We start from the raw sequence: 16534 nt of genomic DNA, 5'->3' as shown, positions 1-16534 counted from the left end.
ATGGGGCGGGGTAACGTTAACACATAGCTTAACATGCAATGCTCTGATAACAGCTTGCTAACATGCCTTTAAACTGGGTTTGTTACCCTCACGCGTTCATTTGTCGTACCAGCCACTGGTAAATAACCTCGACAACGTACTGCTGCTGCGTGTCACTCAGGGCAATGCCGGCAGGGATGTTATGCCATTTGGCAAGACAGCCACGACAGCAGGTTGCCGTGGCATGCTGCGCGATAAACACCGGATGGCCCCGCATCGGCGTCTGTTTCCCGTCATTTGCCAAAAGCGCAGGCGCGAGTCGACGCGCCACAAAATCTGCCGCGTGTTGCGCTATCACGGGTGCGCCCTTATCCAGGCAGTACTGTCGCTCTTTTATTCCGAGACGAAAGCGCGAACGAAAGGTTGAGCGTGCGAGACGCGCAAAGAGTGGGTTGAGATTCGTCATCAGTAGACCGACCGCCCCAGGCGCTGCGTTAACGCCTCCAGTAAGGCAATGCCCGCCAGTGAATTACCTGCCTCATCCAGTTCAGGGCTCCAGACGGCAATCACCATCTCATGGGGAACGACGGCGACAATGCCTCCTCCGACGCCCGACTTAGCAGGCAGCCCTACCCGCCAGGCGAACTCCCCTGCATTCTGGTACATCCCGCTCGTCGCCATCAGGGCATTGACCTGCTGGCTTTGCTGAGGCGTTAATACTGGTACATCACTTTGTGGCGAGCGGCCGCGATCGGCCAGGAACAGAAACGTGCGCGCAAGCTCGCTACAGCTCATCCTGAGCGCGCAATAATGGAAGTAATTTTGCAGCACGGTCGCGACATCGTTATTAAAATTGCCAAAAGATTTCATCAGCCACGCAATGGCTGCATTGCGGGCAGAGTGGTCAAATTCAGAGCGGGCGACCACGCTGTCAAAGCCGATATCCGGCGTGCCGGAGAGTTTTCGTACAATTTCCAGCATTCGTTGACGCGGTGCGCTGAGGCGACTTTGCAGCATGTCGCAGACCACCAGCGCCCCGGCGTTAATAAAGGGATTACGCGGTTTCCCTTGCTCCATTTCAAGCTGAACCAGGGAATTAAACGGCTGGCCGGAGGGATCTTTACCAACGCGCGTCCAGATTTCGGCCTCATCGTAATGGTTCATCGCCACGGTCAGGCTGAGCACTTTTGAGAGCGACTGAATGGAGAACCGCTCCTGCGCGTCACCGGCCTGATAATGCTCCCCACCGACGGTGCTGATAGCGATGCCCAGTTTATCCGGGCTGACCTCTGCAAGCGCAGGAATGTAATCCGCCACCTTTCCACGCCCCAACAGTGGGCGAACCTGCTCCAGCAGCGCCTCCAGCATCCCATTTCCCAACACCTTTGCCACGCTATGACCTTACTCACCGCTAAAATCGGGCTGCGAGTATACCAAAGTTCATGCCGGGAGACGAAAACGAGAAACCGCCTGAATAAGTCGGTGAGAGTCCTCATGCAACTGAACCGAGGCCTCGGTGGTGTGGGTCACAAGCTCCCCCGTTCGCTTTGCTACATGGTTGAGCGCGTGTAGCTGGCGCGTCATATGATGAATGTTTTCAGCCTGACTCAGCGTCGCCGCGGAAATATCATTAAGCAACCCACTCAGATGCCCCACCAGACCGGTCACCTGCTGCAGATTGTCTTCCAGTTTACTGACCGCCTGCGAACCCTCCTCTATTCCCTGAAGCGAATGGTTGATCAGTTGCTGGATGGTTTGCGTTGAGTGGCTGCTCTTACGTGCCAGCAACCCCACCTCTTTCGCAACGACCGCAAAGCCGCGACCATGATTACCCGCGTGTGCGGCTTCTATTGCGGCGTTGAGGGCCAGAATATTGGTCTGGAAAGCGACCCCGTCTATCATCTGTACGATGCCGCGCATCTCCGCGGCACGATCGACGATTTTACGCATCGACTGATTCACCGTCTCCATCATACTGTCCCCACCCGCGGCGGCCTGACGCGCCTCGTCGGCCCGTTGGCTGGCAAGCTGCGCATAACCGGTATTGCCCTCTACATAGGTTTCCAGACTGGCAATATGCGAGGTGACATCCTCAAGTTCCTTCGCCTGACGGGTTGATTGCAGGTAGAGCTTCTGGTTTCCATCTGCCAGATTGTCAATATTAGAGGCCATCGAACGGGTGGCATGGCTGACCTGGATGACCAGCTGCTGCAGTCCCTGCTGCATAGTGTCAATGCTCAGGCCAATCTGGTTGATCTCCCGGTTAAAGCGTTTCACTGCCGGAAGTGGCGCTGAAAGATCGCCCGCGGCAAGGGTGTTGATATGGGCAATTAACCGACGCAGCGGGGTAATTACCCATCGGGACATGGTAAACCAGACCACAATGGCAATCACGGCAAGTAGCGCCGGCACCAGTACAAACACATGTTGTAACTGCGCCAGATTCCCCATCAGTGCCTGACGCCCACGGTCCGCCTGCTGCTCACTGCCCTGCTGAAAACGGGCATAATTTTCATTAAAGTCTGCCTGGAATGCCTGGGCCGGTACGGCAAAAAACGCATCAATAGATTGTGTCTTCACCAGGCCGTCCGCCTGCTCTTTGATGGCGCCGTAAAACAGCTGATAGCTGTTCACCAACCCCTCGTCTTTTGGCGGATTAAGCGCCAGCCACGCCTGCCATGCCTTTTGCGAGCTAGCCAGCGCCTGCTGCGTTTCGTCCATCAGACTGTGCCAGCTACCCTCAGAGCCGGTCTCTTTATCCTGCATAAAGTAAACACCGGCGCGGTTGAGCAGATCGCTTGCGGCAAGGAGCGACACGCGTGCTTCATCGACCTTAACCTGCTGCATATGCGCCTGCTGGTTAAGCTGTTCGTTATGTCGGGCGTCGTTCAGTGAGGTGGAAAGCAGAACCGAGGTGGCAATCTGTAGTGCGGAAAAGAGGCCAATAATCCAGAAGATACCTGCGAGCAAGCCAAAATCCCGTGGGAAAACACGCCGGAAAATGCGGCGAAAAATTTGTGTTAAGTTCATGATATTCTTCTATAACCTTACGAATATCGTGAGTCTACGAAAGAATAATGACAGCACCATGACAGGCAGGCATGGCGCGCCCTGCACGGGCGCGCGAAAGGTTAAACTCTCTCTTTCCAGACCGTTTGCACATTACAGAACTCATGCAGGCCAAAATGAGACAGCTCGCGACCGAAGCCACTTTTCTTCACCCCACCAAACGCCACCCGGGCATCGCTGGCGCTAAAGCCATTAATAAAGACTCCGCCACACTCAAGACGCGAAGCAAAATCTTCAGCCAGCGCATTATTGGTGGTAAACACCGTCGCCGACAGACCGAATTCACTGTCATTGGCGAGCGCCAGAGCGTGCTCCGCATCGCGGGCAACAGTAATAGCCGCGACCGGGCCAAACATCTCCTGACGAAACGCCGTCATCTGCGGCGTAACGTGGGTCAGCACGGTTGCCGGGTAGTAATTCCCTGGCCCAGCAGGTATTTCACCGCCCAGCGCCAGAGTTGCCCCCTCATTAATCGTTGCCATCACCTGGGCGTGCAGCTCATCACGCAGATCAAAGCGGGCCATTGGCCCCAGAAAGTGCTTCTCATCCTGCGGTGAACCCTGCTGCAGAGCGGCAGCCGCGGCAATAAAATTCTCCGTAAAGCGGTCGGCAATGCCTGCTTCAACGATAAAGCGCTTCGCGGCGGCACAGACCTGCCCGGTATTCTGGTAGCGTCCAGTCACTGCCGCTTTCACCGCAAGGTCAATGTCGGCATCGTTCAGGACAATAAAGGGGTCTGATCCGCCAAGCTCAAGCACACATTTTTTCAGCGCCGCTCCGGCCTGTGCCCCGATTGCCGCCCCGGCACGCACGCTGCCGGTCACCGTGACGGCGGCAATACGTGCGTCTTTGATGGCCTGACTGACCCCCTCGTTGGTAGCGTTCACCCAGCCAAATACCCCTTCAGGGATCCCCGCCCTGGTAAAGAGTTTACCGATAAGTTCCGCGCAACCCGACACAGTTGGCGCAGGTTTCAGCAGATAGCTATTTCCGGCGAGCAGAATGGGCACCGCCCCGCGCAGCACCTGCCATAACGGGAAGTTCCAGGGCATCACCGCCAGTATCGGCCCCAGCGGGCGGTATTCAATGGTCGCACGGTTATTTTCCACGGTTGTGGCTTCACTGTTTAACATCGCCGGACCCTGGTCGGCATACCAGTCACAGAGGCTGGCTGACTTACTGACCTCTCCACGCGCCTGAGCAATGGGTTTGCCCATCTCAAGGGTGATGAGCTGCGCCATCTCTTCGCCATGTTCGCGCAAAACAGCGCCCACCTTACGCAGCAGCGCCGCGCGCTCGCAGACAGGCTGCTTACGCCACTGACGATAGCCGTTTGCAGCGAGTGTCAGTGCCGCGTCCACGTCATCAGGCGTGGCCCACGGGCGGGCAGAGAGGGTTTCGCCGGTTGCCGGGTTAACAGACATGGCGTGAGTAGCAGGTGATATCGACATAATTTTCTCTCCGTGTGGGAACGGCGCTATCCTCGCCCGGTTTACTCTTTCTTAAAAGTGAATAATATTAAGCAAACCATTCACGGTGAGAGAACGAAATGGATCTGACCCAACTTGAAATGTTTAACGCCGTGGCACAGACCGGTAGCATTACCCAGGCCGCGCAGAAAGTGCATCGTGTACCCTCAAACCTGACGACTCGTATCCGCCAGCTTGAAGCGGATTTGGGTGTCGCGCTCTTTATTCGTGAAAATCAGCGTCTGCGCCTCTCCCCCGCAGGCCACAGTTTCCTGCGCTATAGCCAGCAGATTCTGGCGCTGGTGGATGAAGCGCGGATGGTAGTGGCCGGGGATGAACCCCAGGGGCTTTTCTCACTCGGCTCGCTGGAGAGCACCGCCGCCGTGCGCATACCGGCAACGCTTGCGAAATACAACCAGCGTTACCCGCGTATTCAGTTTGATATGGCGACCGGCCCGTCCGGCAAAATGATTGACGGTGTACTGGAGGGAACCCTCAGCGCGGCCTTCGTTGACGGGCCGATTGTGCATCCGGGCCTTGAGGGCATTCCGGTTTACCGTGAAGAGATGATGATTGTGGCGCCTCATGGACATGCGCCTGTGGAACGCGCGTCTCAGGTCAACGGCTCCAGCATCTACGCCTTTCGTGCCAACTGCTCGTACCGCCGCCACTTTGAAAGCTGGTTTCACGCCGACAAGGCTACCCCCGGTAAAATTCATGAGATGGAGTCGTACCACGGCATGCTGGCCTGTGTGATTGCTGGCGCAGGAGTGGCACTTATCCCGCGCAGTATGCTGGAAAGTATGCCCGGTCATCATCAGGTGGGGGCGTGGCCGCTATCGGAAAAATGGCGATGGCTGACCACCTGGCTTGTGTGGCGTCGTGGGGCCAAAACCCGCCATCTGGAGGCGTTCATTGCCCTGCTGAATGACGATCCGACAGATCCTTCTCCATAAAAATGCTTAACGGGTCGTCGGCGTAAGGGGCAAACGCGCTGCGCTGCTGGTAGCCGCAGCGACCATAAAGGGTGATGGCCGCCGGTTGCTTAATGCCGGTTTCCAGCCGCAGGGTATGGCATCCCCGCGCCAGAGCCGCAGTTTCCAGCGCGGTAATCAGTAATTCACCCAGCTTTTGCCCGCGATGGCGTGCATCGATATAGACCCGTTTAATCTCCCCGGTGCCATCCCCGTTCAGCACCACAGCACCGCAGCCGACGGTTTCTCCGCTCTCATGACGGATAGCCAGCAGCGCCAGTGTTGACGCAGGTAATTCACTCAGATCCAGCAGATGGTTACTCTCCTGCGGATAGCATTCGCTCTGCCAGGCATCCAGGGCAGCAATCAGCGTGCGGATAACAGGTTGCCGGGCGGTCGCGGGTATAACGGTGTACATGGCGCTCTCCTGTGAATGTCCTGTTAAATTAACCCCCTGGCACCCGCCTTGATTCATACAATTAACTTATAACGCCCGCGCTGCATTGCGTAAGGCGCGGCCTGAGCGGTACTTTACGCTCATACGTCATCCTGAGAACGGAACCGAAATGAATACCAAAGCCCGTAAAGTTATGATCATAGGAACCGGAAACGTGGGCGCATCCGCCGCCTATGCGCTGTTAAATCAAAATATTGCAGAGGAGCTGATCCTGGTTGATGTCAATCGTGACCGGGTAGAAGGGCATGTGCAGGATCTGGCGGATGCGGCCGCGTATATGCCAGGAATGATGACCATTTCCTGTCGCGACGTTACCGAGTGTGCGGATGTGGATATTGCCGTCATCACCGTGTCCGGCGGCCCGCTCAGGGCGGGACAAACCCGTCTGGATGAGTTACAGAGCACGGCGCGAATCGTCAAAAACATTGTGCCGTCGATGATGGAAAACGGGTTTAACGGTATTTTTCTTGTGGCCACCAACCCCTGTGACATCATTACCTGGCAGGTGTGGAAACTTTCCGGTCTGCCACGCCATCAGGTGATTGGGACCGGGGTCTGGCTGGACACCACCCGTCTGCGCCGCGCGCTGGCGCAAACCCTCGATATTGGTGCCCAGAGTATTGATGCCTTTATTCTCGGTGAGCACGGCGATACGCAGTTTCCGGTCTGGTCGCACTCGTCGGTATATGGTTCGCCGATTGCCGACGTCTGGTTGCGTAAAACCGGGCAGGCGCTGGATTGCGATGCGCTCGCCGAGCAGGTGCGCAAACATGGTTTTGCAATCTATGCCAAAAAAGGCTGCACCGAATATGGTATCGCCGGCACTATTGCTGAGATTTGCCGCAATATTTTTACCGGTAGCCACCGGGCGCTGGCCATCTCCTGCGTGCTGGACGGTGAATATGGGGTGAACAATGTCGCCATTGGCGTACCCGCAGTACTGGCGCAAAGCGGCGTACAACAAATCATTGAGTTACAGCTCGAAGAGGACGAAGTGGCCAAATTCCACCACTCCGTTTCGGTGATAAAAGAGAATATCTCCCGCCTGCCCTGACGGGGTTAGTGGGTTAACCGGCTATGGTTAACCGCCCCGGCAGCACGGTGAGTTGCTGGCGGATCTCATCACTCAGTTGAGCATCGGTGATGATATCCGTCAGTGAGTCAAGGCGGGCAACATTAAACAGCGACCAGGCCCCGTATTTACTGCTGTCGGCAAGCAGCACCCGACGCCCTGCGTTATCAATCAGCGCCCGTTTCAGGGCCGCTTTTTCCTCCGTTGGCGAGGTAATGCCCTTTTCAAGGTCCCAGCCGTTACAACTGACAAAAGCCACATCCGGCCAGATCCCCTGCAACAGTTTGCGCCCATGCTCACCCACGCATGACTGGCTGGTATCATCGATACGCCCGCCAATGATGGTCACCTCAATTTGCTTAAACTCCGACAGAAACAGTGCTATGTGCAGATCGCTTGTGATAACCCGTAGCGGAAGATGGGTAAGCTGACGCGCCAGTTCAATCATGGTGGTGCCCGCATCCAGTACAATGGCATCCCCCGCTTTCACCAGCGACGCCGCTGCGGTGGCAATGGCGTGTTTCTCGGTCAGGTTGCGCTGCATCTTCTCATGCGTGGTCGGCTGAGAGGGAATAAACCGGTTCAGGGTCACACCACCGTGGGAACGGCTGATAACCCCTTCCTGGTCGAGCTTAATAAGATCCCGACGTATGGTCGCGGGTGACGCGCTGGTGGCGCTCACCAGCTGGTCTACCGTCACCAGATTATGGCTTTTGAGATAGTCCATAATCTGCTCTAACCGGTTATATCCCTTCATATTATTCTCGCGTTATTTGCATCGCTAACTGGATGGATACCGCCATGCTCTCCGGTTTTGCTTTCCCGGTCCAGGCGATATCAAATGCGGTGCCGTGATCCGCAGAGGTACGGATAAATGGCAGGCCCGCCGTGATATTAACCCCATCATAAAAGCCCAGCAATTTTAACGGAATATGCCCCTGATCGTGATACATCGCCACCACCATGTCATACATCCCTTCATGACACTGCATAAACACGGTATCGGGCGGGCATGGGCCGGTGACATTCACTCCTTCAGCCTTCATCGCCTCCACGGCCGGGCCGACGGTGGTTATCTCTTCGTCACCAAATAAACCATTTTCACCCGCATGTGGGTTTACCCCGGCGACGGCGATACGCGGATTAGCAAAACCCACCCGCTTCAGGAAAGCATCAGCCACACGTACCACGGTTTTGATGCGATCCTGATTCAGCGTGTCGAGGAATTTTCGCAGAGCAATGTGGGTGGTGACATGGATAACTTTGAGCTTATCGGTGTAGAGCACCATTGCATAATCGTTGATATTGGTCAGCTTCGCCAGCAGCTCGGTGTGCCCCGGATAATGGTGCCCCCCAAGATGCAGCGCTTCTTTATTCAGTGGCGCAGTGGCAATGGCTTTTACCTCACCGGCCATCGCCAGTTCTGTGGCACGACGCACGCAGCGGTAAGCCAGATCCCCTGCCTGCGCCTGCACTTTACCCGCCTCTAATGCCTGCGGGTTTTCCAGCGGCTCGTCCAGAACATTAATGACTCCGGGTGCAAAATGGGCCAGGCTCACCTGATCGATAATGCGCAGTTCCGCATGAGGGGTGATGTTTAATGCCAGAATACGGTTAAAGGTTTGCGCACAGCCAACCACCACAACCGGGGCGCCTGACAGTTCCCCCTCAACCAGCGATTTAATAATAATCTCCGGGCCAATCCCTGCCGGGTCGCCCATCGTTACGGCAATAACATTAGTCACTCGATTTCTCCTCAATAAAATTCAATACCTCATGCAGTGTGGCTTCATCGCCGAAGCCCCCTGCTTTGGTCATCACTGGTCGTTGCCATTCGCAACCTGAAAAATATCCCCAGGGCACACAGCCTGCGACGCGGCCCTGAATGCGAAACCCTTTTGCGCCGAGCCTGCGCGCTACCGCAATCGCAACGTCCCCGCCCGACAGATAGAGCGCATCCGGTTGGGTTTCTGCCAGAACTTCACGCGTGAGCTGTCCCAGAAACGCACAAATTCGCTCACCACATTCAACCCGTGAAACACCCCAGCGTTCGCACAGGGCTGCCACCTGGTGGCGCGCCTGTTCATCCGGGCAGGTGTGCACCAGGCAGTGTTTCCCGGCCTTCAACGCCGCGACAATCGCTGCGCGGTAATCGACTGTCGGGGTTGAAAACAGAGGGTTGATATCAATAAAGAGGTGCACCAGTCGCGGATGAGCAACGACGGCCGCAATCTGTTGTTGAGCGATTTCACTCATAGAGCCGACAATTGCCAGCACCCTCTTCTGGGTTGCCGGAGCCAACCGACGCGAGAGCGCATCACAGATCCCTGCAGAACCTACCAATAACGGGCGAACCGATGCCCGCATAGCGTGAAGCACGACGGCATCCAGATCCGCATCGCTTTGGGCGTCCACTATCACGGTTACCGGTTTCTCCGCGGTCGCGGACTCGAGAATCGCTGGCAGGTCATCAGGCTGTGCGTACAGGCGCGGGCCAGAAAAAAGCGCCCCTACATCCGCACTGGTAATGGGTGTTTTCGGGTCGCTGGCAAATTCGGTCTCCGTCAACAGGACATTGTTTACATAACAGTGCCCGTTGCGGGTCACGCGTCCGGCGGCGGGAAAGGCGGGCGCGATAATTACCGCCGCCACACCCGCTGCGCGCTGCATTGCGGCCACTTCCGCCCCCGGATTGCCCCGAAGCGTTGAGTCAATCTTCTTAACAAGCCAGGCGGGTTTGCCCGGGCGTAGCAGTTTTTCAGTCAGTACGGCCACCCGTTTCGCAGCAACGCTCGCCGGTAGCGCTCGGCTGTCAGTATTAAAGATACGCGCCTGAGCGTTGCTGACGTCGCTTTCATCCAGTACGACTTCTACCTGTATGCCGACCTGAGCCAGGCTCACCCCCGCATCGTTCGCACCGGTAAAATCATCGGCCAGAATCACCACGCTGTGTTCTGCAATCTGTTCGTTCATCCCAACTCCGGGTCGTTTCGTTTCTGGTTATGATTATATTCAATCATGATTGATTATATGTGAGCAAGATCAACTTATTTAATTTATGAATAATTTATAAATTCAGGCCATACAGTGACGGTGATTGAATTTTGATGATTAACTTCAATCACCACCCGGAAAGACAGGAGAATGTTGTGGTTACGATTAACAGCACCCTCATTAGCGGTGCGGGAGCGATTCCCTCTCTGGCACCGTTGCTGGCGGGTAAGAAAAACCTCTTACTGGTGAGTGACGCCAATGTCATTAAGCTGGAGGCCACCCGGCAGATCCTTGCGCTGCTGACAGCGGAAGGTCGTCAGGTACAGATAATCGATACAGTTCCACCCGAGCCTAGCCAGCATGATGTGGCGACGATTATGGCCAGCGCCCCGGCAAGCGCCATTGATCTGGTAGTGGGCATTGGCGGCGGCAGTGTGCTTGATGTCACCAAGCTGCTCTCGGTACTGCATCACCCAGGTTCGCCTGGCCTGGAGGCGTTGCTGGAGGGGGTAAAACCCACTGAACGTATCGCCTCTTTGCTGATCCCGGCCACTGCCGGCACGGGTTCGGAAGCGACGCCGAACGCCATACTGGCGATCCCGGAACAGGACACCAAAATTGGTATCATCTCTCCAGTACTGTTACCGGACTATGTTGCGCTGCTGCCCGAACTGACCACCAGCATGCCTGCACATATCGCCTCTTCCACCGGCATTGACGCGCTGTGCCACCTGATTGAGTGCTTTACTGCCACCATCGCCAATCCGGTCAGCGATAACGTTGCCCTCACCGGCCTGCGCAAACTACTGCACAACATCGAAACTGCGGTGAACGAACCGAACAACCTGGTAGCGCGGCTGGAGATGCTCTGGGCCTCTTATTACGGCGGTGCGGCAATTACCCATGCGGGTACGCATCTCGTACACGCGCTCTCTTACCCACTTGGGGGCAAATATCACCTGCCGCACGGCGTGGCGAACGCCATCCTGCTGGCACCCTGCATGAAAGTGGTTCGTCCTCACGCCGTTGAGAAATTTGCCGAGGTGTGGGATTTGGTGCCAGGCGCTGATACCTCACTGAATAATGAAGAGAAATCCCACGCGCTGGTGCAGTTCTTTGCCGATCTCGTCCGGCGTCTGAAGCTCCCGGACAACCTGGAAAGCCTGGGCGTGCCGCGTGCTGATATCCCGTCTCTCGCCGACGCCGCGCTGAACGTGAAACGCCTGATGAACAACGCACCCTGCACCGTCAGTCACGACGACGTGCAGGCGATTTATCAGACACTGTTTAAATAATGATTCATGTAGAGGCTGTAATGAGCAAGAAAATAGAAGGCGTGTTGACGGCAATCATCACACCTTTCGATGAGGACGGTGCGCTGCACCTGTCGTCGCTACAACAGCAGGTTGAACGCCAGCTTAGCGCCGGTAATGGCATCTTCTGCGGTGGCACCAACGGTGAATTTTTCGTGCTTAACGAGCAGGAAAAGTTAGCGGTAACCGAAACCTGCGTGAACCAGGTTAAAGGGCGCGCCAGTGTCGTGGCCCATATTGGCGAGATTTCAACCCGCGAAACCATACGACTGGGCAGGCAAATTGAGAAACTGGGCGTCGATGCCGTCTCCGTCATCACCCCCTGGTTTGTCCCCTTAAAACAACACGAACTCATTACCCACTATACCGCCGTGGCTGATGCCCTCAGCGTGCCGGTATTTCTGTACAACATCCCTGCGCGCACCGGCAACACGCTCGACCCTCAGACCGTGCGCACCCTGGCCTCACACCCGAACATTGCCGGTATTAAAGACAGTGCAGGCAGCTACGAGAGTCTGAGTGGTTATCTGAATGCGGTGAAGGATGTTGACAACTTCGACGTACTCAATGGCCCGGACTCGTTGATTCACAAAGGTTTTGTGGAAGGCTGCTCTGCATGCATTTCGGGGCTTGCCAACGTTGCGCCGAAAGAGATCAACAGCATCTGGGCACGCTTTAAAGCTGGCGATATCGAAGGTTCGCGACAGGCCCAGGAGAATGTAACCGGCCTGCGTACCGATCTTTACAGCATTGGTTTCTCACCGGCCGCGGTGAAGAAAGCACTACAACTCATGGGCTACGATGTCGGGGCCAGCCGTTACGCCGTCACGTTTAGCGATGAACAACAACAGCAGATCCGCCAGATAGTGAACCAGTACCTGCACTAAGGCGCATTTTTTTAGCATAACAATATTGGGCACCTCAGGTGCCCTGGATTCACACGCCCTGAAGAGAGGCTAAGATGAACACGTTTACTTCTCAAGATACCCTGATTATCGTCGGTATAGTGATTGTCTATATCGTCTTTACTACCTGGCTTACGTTCCGGTTACGCAGTAAAAACTCCGGCGATTTTATGGAAGGCTCCCGCGCTATGCCCGCCTTCCTCGTCGGGATCCTGCTGATGTCTGAATACATTGGCGCAAAATCTACCATCGGTACTGCGCAGGCGGCCTTCGAGGGTGGTATTGCCGCCTCCTGGTCCGTTCTCGGCGCGGCGATTGGCTTTCCGCTGTTTGGCCTGCTGCTGGTTAAGCGCATCTATAACACCGGAAAAATCACCATTTCAGGTGCGATAGCCGAGAAGTACGGCACCAGTACTAAAAATATCATCTCTGTCATCATGATTTACGCCCTGCTGCTGGTGAACGTGGGTAACTACGTCAGCGGCGCGGCGGCGATTGCCACGGTGCTGAAAGTGAGCCTGCCGGTAGCCGCCTTTATTACCGCTATCGTCAGTACCTTCTATTTTGCTTACGGCGGTATGAAAGGAGTGGCCTGGGTTACCCTGCTACATAGTGCGCTGAAGTATTTTGGTATTCTGGTCATCATGGGCTTTGCGCTGTACAAAACCGGCGGCTTTACGCCGATGGTCAGAGAGATGCCGCACTTCTACTGGACCTGGGACGGTAACTTTGGCCCGAGCACCATCTTTGCGTGGCTGATTGGTACCATTGGTTCGATTTTCTGCACCCAGTTTGTGATTCAGGCTATCTGCTCTACCAAAGATGTAAAAACAGCGAAGCGTTCCACCTGGATAGCCTTCTGGTTCTGCCTGCCAATTTCACTGGCTATCGCCATTATTGGTGTGGCGGCTAAGTATCTGCACCCGGAAATCAACAGCCTGTACGCCATGCCCATCTTCCTGCAGGATATGAACCCGTGGATTGCCGGACTTGTGACAACGTCACTTGTTGCTTCCATCTTCGTGAGCGTGAGTACCGTTGCGCTGGCTATCGCCTCGCTGGTGGTGAAGGATTTCTATGTGCCTTACCGTAACCCAACGCCGGAACAGGAGTTCAAAGCCACACGCTGGTTGTCACTGTTCATTGGTTTCCTGCCGCTGATTTTCGTGCTGCTGGTGCCTGAAGTGCTGAAGCTCTCCTTCTTTACGCGTGCGATTCGTCTGTCCATTACCGTGGTGGCGGTTATCGCCTTCTATGCACCTTTCTTTAAGAGCACCCGTGGGGCGAATGCTGGTCTGATTGGCGCCTGTGTGGTGACCTCTGTCTGGTACCTGCTGGGTGACCCGTTTGGTATTAACAATATGTATATCGCGCTGATAACGCCTGCGGTGATCATGGTCCTGGACCGCCTGATCCCCAATAAAGCGGCGGATAAAGCGCCAACACCCGTTCAAAATAGTGGAGTTTAATATGTCCGTTACCGTTAATCGTGATGGTGTGCTTCGTCAGCAGGAAGATGCGCAGGTTCTGAGCGCAATGCTGCCGTCACCCTGCCCGCAAAACCATGCTGCCAACATTTTACCGCTGCCGGATGGCTCGCTGATGTGCGTCTGGTTTGGCGGCACGCAGGAAGGTGTGGCGGATATTTCAGTGTGGGGCTCGCGCCTTATGCCGGGCAGCGATCGCTGGAGTGAGGCGGTTAAACTGTCTGACGACCCGACCCGCTCTGAGCAAAACCCGGTACTGTTCCTCGCTCCTGATAACGTGTTGTGGCTGATGTGGACAGCCCAGCTCTCCGGCAACCAGGACACCGCTATCGTACGTTTCCGTCAGTCTTCGGATCTGGGGCAGAGCTGGGGAGAGATTGCCACCCTGCTCGACAAACCCGGCACCTTTATCCGCCAGCCGGTGACGGTGCTGGAAAATGGTAACTGGCTGCTGCCGGTCTTCTACTGCCGCACGCAACCGGGTGAGAAGTGGGTTGGCAATGATGACATCAGCGCGGTGAAAATCTCCTCTGACCAGGGAAAAACCTGGCGTGATGTGGAAGTACCGGAAAGCCTGGGCTGCGTACACATGAATATTACTGCGCTGCAAAATGGCAACCTGGTGGCACTGTTCCGTAGCCGCTGGGCAGACAATATCTACTACAGCCAGTCGACCGATGGCGGTGAGAGCTGGTCTGTACCTGAACCAACCAGCCTGCCGAATAACAACTCGTCCATTCAGGTGACGACCCTGGCGGATGGTAGTCTGGCGCTGGTGTTCAATTTTATGAGTGCAGCAGGCGCGCTGGAGCGCCGTGCCTCTTTGTACGATGAAATTGACGATGGTGACGGGCGCAAAGAGCCGGAGGTGACCAGTGGTCGCAGTGCCTTCTGGGGGGCGCCGCGCGCGCCAATGACGGTGGCGATTTCGCCTGATGGCGGTAAAAGCTGGCCGTGGCAGCGCCACCTGGATGAGGGCGATGGCTACTGTATGACGAACAATTCGCAGGAAAAGCTCAACCGTGAGTTCTCCTATCCGAGCATCAAGCAGAGCGCCGACGGCGCGCTGCACATTGCTTACACTTATTTCCGCCAGGCTATCAAGTACGTTCGCATCCAGCCTGAGTGGGTAAAGGAGTAGTCGATGATTGTAGGAAACCTTAATGCCCTGCCGCTGGCAGGGTTACCTCGCGCATTTCGGGCCATCCTCGATCTGCCAGAGTGTACTCTGGCGGCGCTGCAGGCGCGGGATGATGGACGTTTTCAACCACCGGGCGCGACCTGGTTCTGCACCATTGGCCCGGCGTCTACCCAACTGCGGGAGCAGCGACATACCGAGTACCATCGACAGTGGGCCGATATCCAGGTGCTGCTGGATGGGGAAGAGATTATCTGTGCCGGACCGCAGTTGACTCCCGTCGCATCTGATGAAGAACGCAAGCCGGATCTGTTTATCACCACGACGGCTGACCTGCCGGTAAGCATGCGGTTGCAGAGTGGCGACTTTGCTGTTTTTCTGCCGGGCGAGCCGCATCAGGCTTTGTGTGCGGTTAACGCGCCATCAACCGTACGTAAGGCGGTGTTCAAAGTGCCACGCGCCCTGCTGGAGGAGTAAAGATGCCGCAAGCGTTGGTAACCGGGGCCAGTTCGGGGATTGGCGAAGCCATTGTCAGCTGGCTGCTTGACCACGGCTGGCGCGTGACGGGGCTGAGCCGATCAAAGGTAGTGCGTGACTCATCTGCTTTTGACAGCGTCTGCGTGGATTTGAGCGACGGCGTGGCGTTAAGCGATACGCTTTCGACTCTGCCGGTGCCGGACGCGGTGATTCATGCGGCGGGGATGATGGCCGCCGCTCCGCTGGGCGAAATTACCCCGCACGTCAGCCAGCGACTCTGGCAATTGCATGTGCTGGCCGCTGAAACCCTGGTCAATCATTTTGCGCCGCAGATGTCACATGGTGGACGCATAGTGATTATCGGTAGCCGTACCTCCCGAGGTGCGGCGGGCCGTTCACAGTACGTGGCGACGAAAGCCGCTCTGGTTGGCATGGTACGCAGTTGGGCGGCGGAACTCGCCCCGCGTGGTATTACGGCGAATGTGGTGGCACCGGGTGCCACCCAAACCCCGATGCTGAATGCGCCTGGCCGGTCGAGTTCGCCACCGAATGTGCCGCCAATCGGTCGGTTGATTGAACCACGGGAAGTGGCAGCGCTGGTAGGGTTTGTGCTGTCGGCGGATGCAGCGGCAATCACCGGTCAGGAACTGGTGATATGTGGGGGGGCATCGCTGAAATAACACGGCACGCCGGATAAGGCGATAATCGCCATCCGGCGTTGTTGCATCAGGCACGGGTAATGCGGGTGGATGGTTCCGTTCACCTTGCGTGTGGTGTGCTTCTGATCCCTCTTCACATGCGAACGTCCACGGAAGGCGAGCCGCCGTCCGTTTCCCCTCCCCCATAGGGCGACGGGCAAAAGCGAGCCGCCGTCCGAAATTTTGCATCGTGGTGAACAGGACTATGTATCACAGGCGGAGTGTTCCGTTCACCTTACGTGTCGTGTGCCTCTGATTGCCTCTGCTCACGTTAAAAGCATGGTGGTGAACAGGAATATGTAACGCAGGCGGAGTGTTCCGTTCACCTTACGTACCGTGTTTCTCTGTTGCCGCTCCTCCCGTGAACGTGCAAGGGAGGCTCGCCGCCGCCTCCCTTGCAACCCGGGCTCCCGGCAAGGAAAATCGCCGCTTCGCGGCATTATTCGCCCCATCCCTGGGGCTCACCCCTTCGGGGCTGGCGCAGGCGCTATTCAAAATTGCT

The 16534-nt window shown here is 56.3% G+C and carries 16 protein-coding genes; 8 read left to right on the top strand and 8 right to left on the bottom strand.

What is annotated here, in order from left to right; all coding sequences use genetic code 11:
• Nucleotides 1-88: 88 nt before the first annotated feature.
• The 4 genes from KXR87_RS19390 to sad all read right to left on the bottom strand — a co-directional run bounded on the left by KXR87_RS19390 (nucleotide 89) and on the right by sad (nucleotide 4499).
• Complete coding sequence (locus KXR87_RS19390; protein WP_437433848.1) at nucleotides 89-445, bottom strand: DUF4186 domain-containing protein; 357 nt, start codon at nucleotides 443-445, stop codon at nucleotides 89-91.
• On the bottom strand, nucleotides 445-1371 hold the full coding sequence (gene glsB, locus KXR87_RS19385; RefSeq protein WP_437433847.1) for a glutaminase B: 927 nt from the start codon (nucleotides 1369-1371) through the stop codon (nucleotides 445-447). Before glsB ends, KXR87_RS19390 begins: the two co-directional genes overlap by 1 nt.
• A 48-nt stretch (nucleotides 1372-1419) precedes the next feature.
• Nucleotides 1420-3009 (bottom strand): methyl-accepting chemotaxis protein, encoded by a 1590-nt coding sequence (locus KXR87_RS19380; RefSeq protein ID WP_437433846.1) that lies wholly within the window; start codon nucleotides 3007-3009, stop codon nucleotides 1420-1422.
• Between the two features lie 101 nt (nucleotides 3010-3110).
• Entirely contained in the window at nucleotides 3111-4499 is a 1389-nt protein-coding gene (gene sad / locus KXR87_RS19375) for a succinate-semialdehyde dehydrogenase (protein WP_437433845.1), read from the bottom strand.
• A 98-nt stretch (nucleotides 4500-4597) separates the two neighbouring features.
• Here sad and ptrR point away from each other — a divergent pair, with 98 nt between their 5' ends.
• Entirely contained in the window at nucleotides 4598-5473 is an 876-nt protein-coding gene (ptrR, locus tag KXR87_RS19370) for a putrescine utilization regulator PtrR (protein WP_437433844.1), read from the top strand.
• Here ptrR and KXR87_RS19365 read toward each other — a convergent pair.
• Complete coding sequence (locus KXR87_RS19365) at nucleotides 5430-5909, bottom strand: GNAT family N-acetyltransferase (RefSeq protein ID WP_437433843.1); 480 nt, start codon at nucleotides 5907-5909, stop codon at nucleotides 5430-5432. The genes ptrR and KXR87_RS19365 overlap by 44 nt on opposite strands.
• 148 nt (nucleotides 5910-6057) lie before the next feature.
• Here KXR87_RS19365 and KXR87_RS19360 point away from each other — a divergent pair, with 148 nt between their 5' ends.
• On the top strand, nucleotides 6058-7002 hold the full coding sequence (locus tag KXR87_RS19360) for an L-lactate dehydrogenase (protein ID WP_437433842.1): 945 nt from the start codon (nucleotides 6058-6060) through the stop codon (nucleotides 7000-7002).
• A gap of 13 nt (nucleotides 7003-7015) precedes the next feature.
• Here KXR87_RS19360 and KXR87_RS19355 read toward each other — a convergent pair whose 3' ends face one another.
• From KXR87_RS19355 to dtnK, 3 genes are read right to left on the bottom strand one after another with little or no spacing between them, the layout of a single operon-like run.
• Complete coding sequence (locus KXR87_RS19355) at nucleotides 7016-7777, bottom strand: DeoR/GlpR family DNA-binding transcription regulator (protein WP_437433841.1); 762 nt, start codon at nucleotides 7775-7777, stop codon at nucleotides 7016-7018.
• Between the two features lies 1 nt (nucleotide 7778).
• A complete protein-coding gene (locus KXR87_RS19350; RefSeq protein WP_437433840.1) occupies nucleotides 7779-8765 on the bottom strand; it encodes a D-threonate 4-phosphate dehydrogenase in 987 nt (328 codons plus the stop codon).
• Complete coding sequence (gene dtnK, locus KXR87_RS19345; RefSeq protein ID WP_437433839.1) at nucleotides 8758-9993, bottom strand: D-threonate kinase; 1236 nt, start codon at nucleotides 9991-9993, stop codon at nucleotides 8758-8760. The genes KXR87_RS19350 and dtnK overlap by 8 nt, the downstream gene beginning before the upstream one ends.
• Before the next feature lie 176 nt (nucleotides 9994-10169).
• Between dtnK and KXR87_RS19340 the strand changes: the two genes are divergently transcribed.
• The 6 genes from KXR87_RS19340 (at nucleotide 10170) to KXR87_RS19315 (ending at nucleotide 16014) form a co-directional block, all read left to right on the top strand.
• Nucleotides 10170-11309: an iron-containing alcohol dehydrogenase gene (locus tag KXR87_RS19340; protein ID WP_437433838.1), complete on the top strand. Its 1140-nt coding sequence runs from the start codon at nucleotides 10170-10172 to the stop codon at nucleotides 11307-11309.
• A gap of 20 nt (nucleotides 11310-11329) precedes the next feature.
• On the top strand, nucleotides 11330-12214 hold the full coding sequence (locus KXR87_RS19335) for a dihydrodipicolinate synthase family protein (protein ID WP_437433837.1): 885 nt from the start codon (nucleotides 11330-11332) through the stop codon (nucleotides 12212-12214).
• A gap of 74 nt (nucleotides 12215-12288) precedes the next feature.
• Nucleotides 12289-13701, top strand: a complete 1413-nt coding sequence (locus KXR87_RS19330) for a sodium:solute symporter family protein (RefSeq protein WP_437433836.1) — start codon at nucleotides 12289-12291, stop codon at nucleotides 13699-13701.
• A 1-nt stretch (nucleotide 13702) separates the two neighbouring features.
• The gene (locus KXR87_RS19325; protein WP_437433835.1) at nucleotides 13703-14860 is read left to right on the top strand and encodes a sialidase family protein; all 1158 of its coding nucleotides are present in this window, start codon (nucleotides 13703-13705) and stop codon (nucleotides 14858-14860) included.
• Between the two features lie 3 nt (nucleotides 14861-14863).
• Nucleotides 14864-15334 (top strand): YhcH/YjgK/YiaL family protein, encoded by a 471-nt coding sequence (locus KXR87_RS19320; RefSeq protein WP_437433834.1) that lies wholly within the window; start codon nucleotides 14864-14866, stop codon nucleotides 15332-15334.
• A gap of 2 nt (nucleotides 15335-15336) precedes the next feature.
• Nucleotides 15337-16014: an SDR family NAD(P)-dependent oxidoreductase gene (locus KXR87_RS19315; protein ID WP_437433833.1), complete on the top strand. Its 678-nt coding sequence runs from the start codon at nucleotides 15337-15339 to the stop codon at nucleotides 16012-16014.
• Nucleotides 16015-16534 lie beyond the last annotated feature (520 nt).

Origin of the sequence: Yokenella regensburgei, assembly GCF_051486985.1 — a bacterium.
GTDB lineage: Bacteria > Pseudomonadota > Gammaproteobacteria > Enterobacterales > Enterobacteriaceae > CBFFRJ01.
The sequence above is the reverse complement of the archived record's forward strand: the minus strand, read 5'-3'. Positions and strand labels throughout refer to the sequence as shown.

Excerpts from the sequence above, each read along its gene's own strand:
- KXR87_RS19390 (WP_437433848.1), bottom strand. The coding sequence starts at position 445 with ATGACGAATCTCAACCCACTCTTTGCGCGTCTCGCACGCTCAACCTTT.
- KXR87_RS19380 (WP_437433846.1), bottom strand. The coding sequence starts at position 3,009 with ATGAACTTAACACAAATTTTTCGCCGCATTTTCCGGCGTGTTTTCCCA.
- sad (WP_437433845.1), bottom strand. The coding sequence starts at position 4,499 with ATGTCGATATCACCTGCTACTCACGCCATGTCTGTTAACCCGGCAACC.
- ptrR (WP_437433844.1), top strand. The coding sequence starts at position 4,598 with ATGGATCTGACCCAACTTGAAATGTTTAACGCCGTGGCACAGACCGGT.
- KXR87_RS19365 (WP_437433843.1), bottom strand. The coding sequence starts at position 5,909 with ATGTACACCGTTATACCCGCGACCGCCCGGCAACCTGTTATCCGCACG.
- KXR87_RS19360 (WP_437433842.1), top strand. The coding sequence starts at position 6,058 with ATGAATACCAAAGCCCGTAAAGTTATGATCATAGGAACCGGAAACGTG.
- KXR87_RS19355 (WP_437433841.1), bottom strand. The coding sequence starts at position 7,777 with ATGAAGGGATATAACCGGTTAGAGCAGATTATGGACTATCTCAAAAGC.
- dtnK (WP_437433839.1), bottom strand. The coding sequence starts at position 9,993 with ATGAACGAACAGATTGCAGAACACAGCGTGGTGATTCTGGCCGATGAT.
- KXR87_RS19335 (WP_437433837.1), top strand. The coding sequence starts at position 11,330 with ATGAGCAAGAAAATAGAAGGCGTGTTGACGGCAATCATCACACCTTTC.
- KXR87_RS19330 (WP_437433836.1), top strand. The coding sequence starts at position 12,289 with ATGAACACGTTTACTTCTCAAGATACCCTGATTATCGTCGGTATAGTG.
- KXR87_RS19325 (WP_437433835.1), top strand. The coding sequence starts at position 13,703 with ATGTCCGTTACCGTTAATCGTGATGGTGTGCTTCGTCAGCAGGAAGAT.
- KXR87_RS19320 (WP_437433834.1), top strand. The coding sequence starts at position 14,864 with ATGATTGTAGGAAACCTTAATGCCCTGCCGCTGGCAGGGTTACCTCGC.
- KXR87_RS19315 (WP_437433833.1), top strand. The coding sequence starts at position 15,337 with ATGCCGCAAGCGTTGGTAACCGGGGCCAGTTCGGGGATTGGCGAAGCC.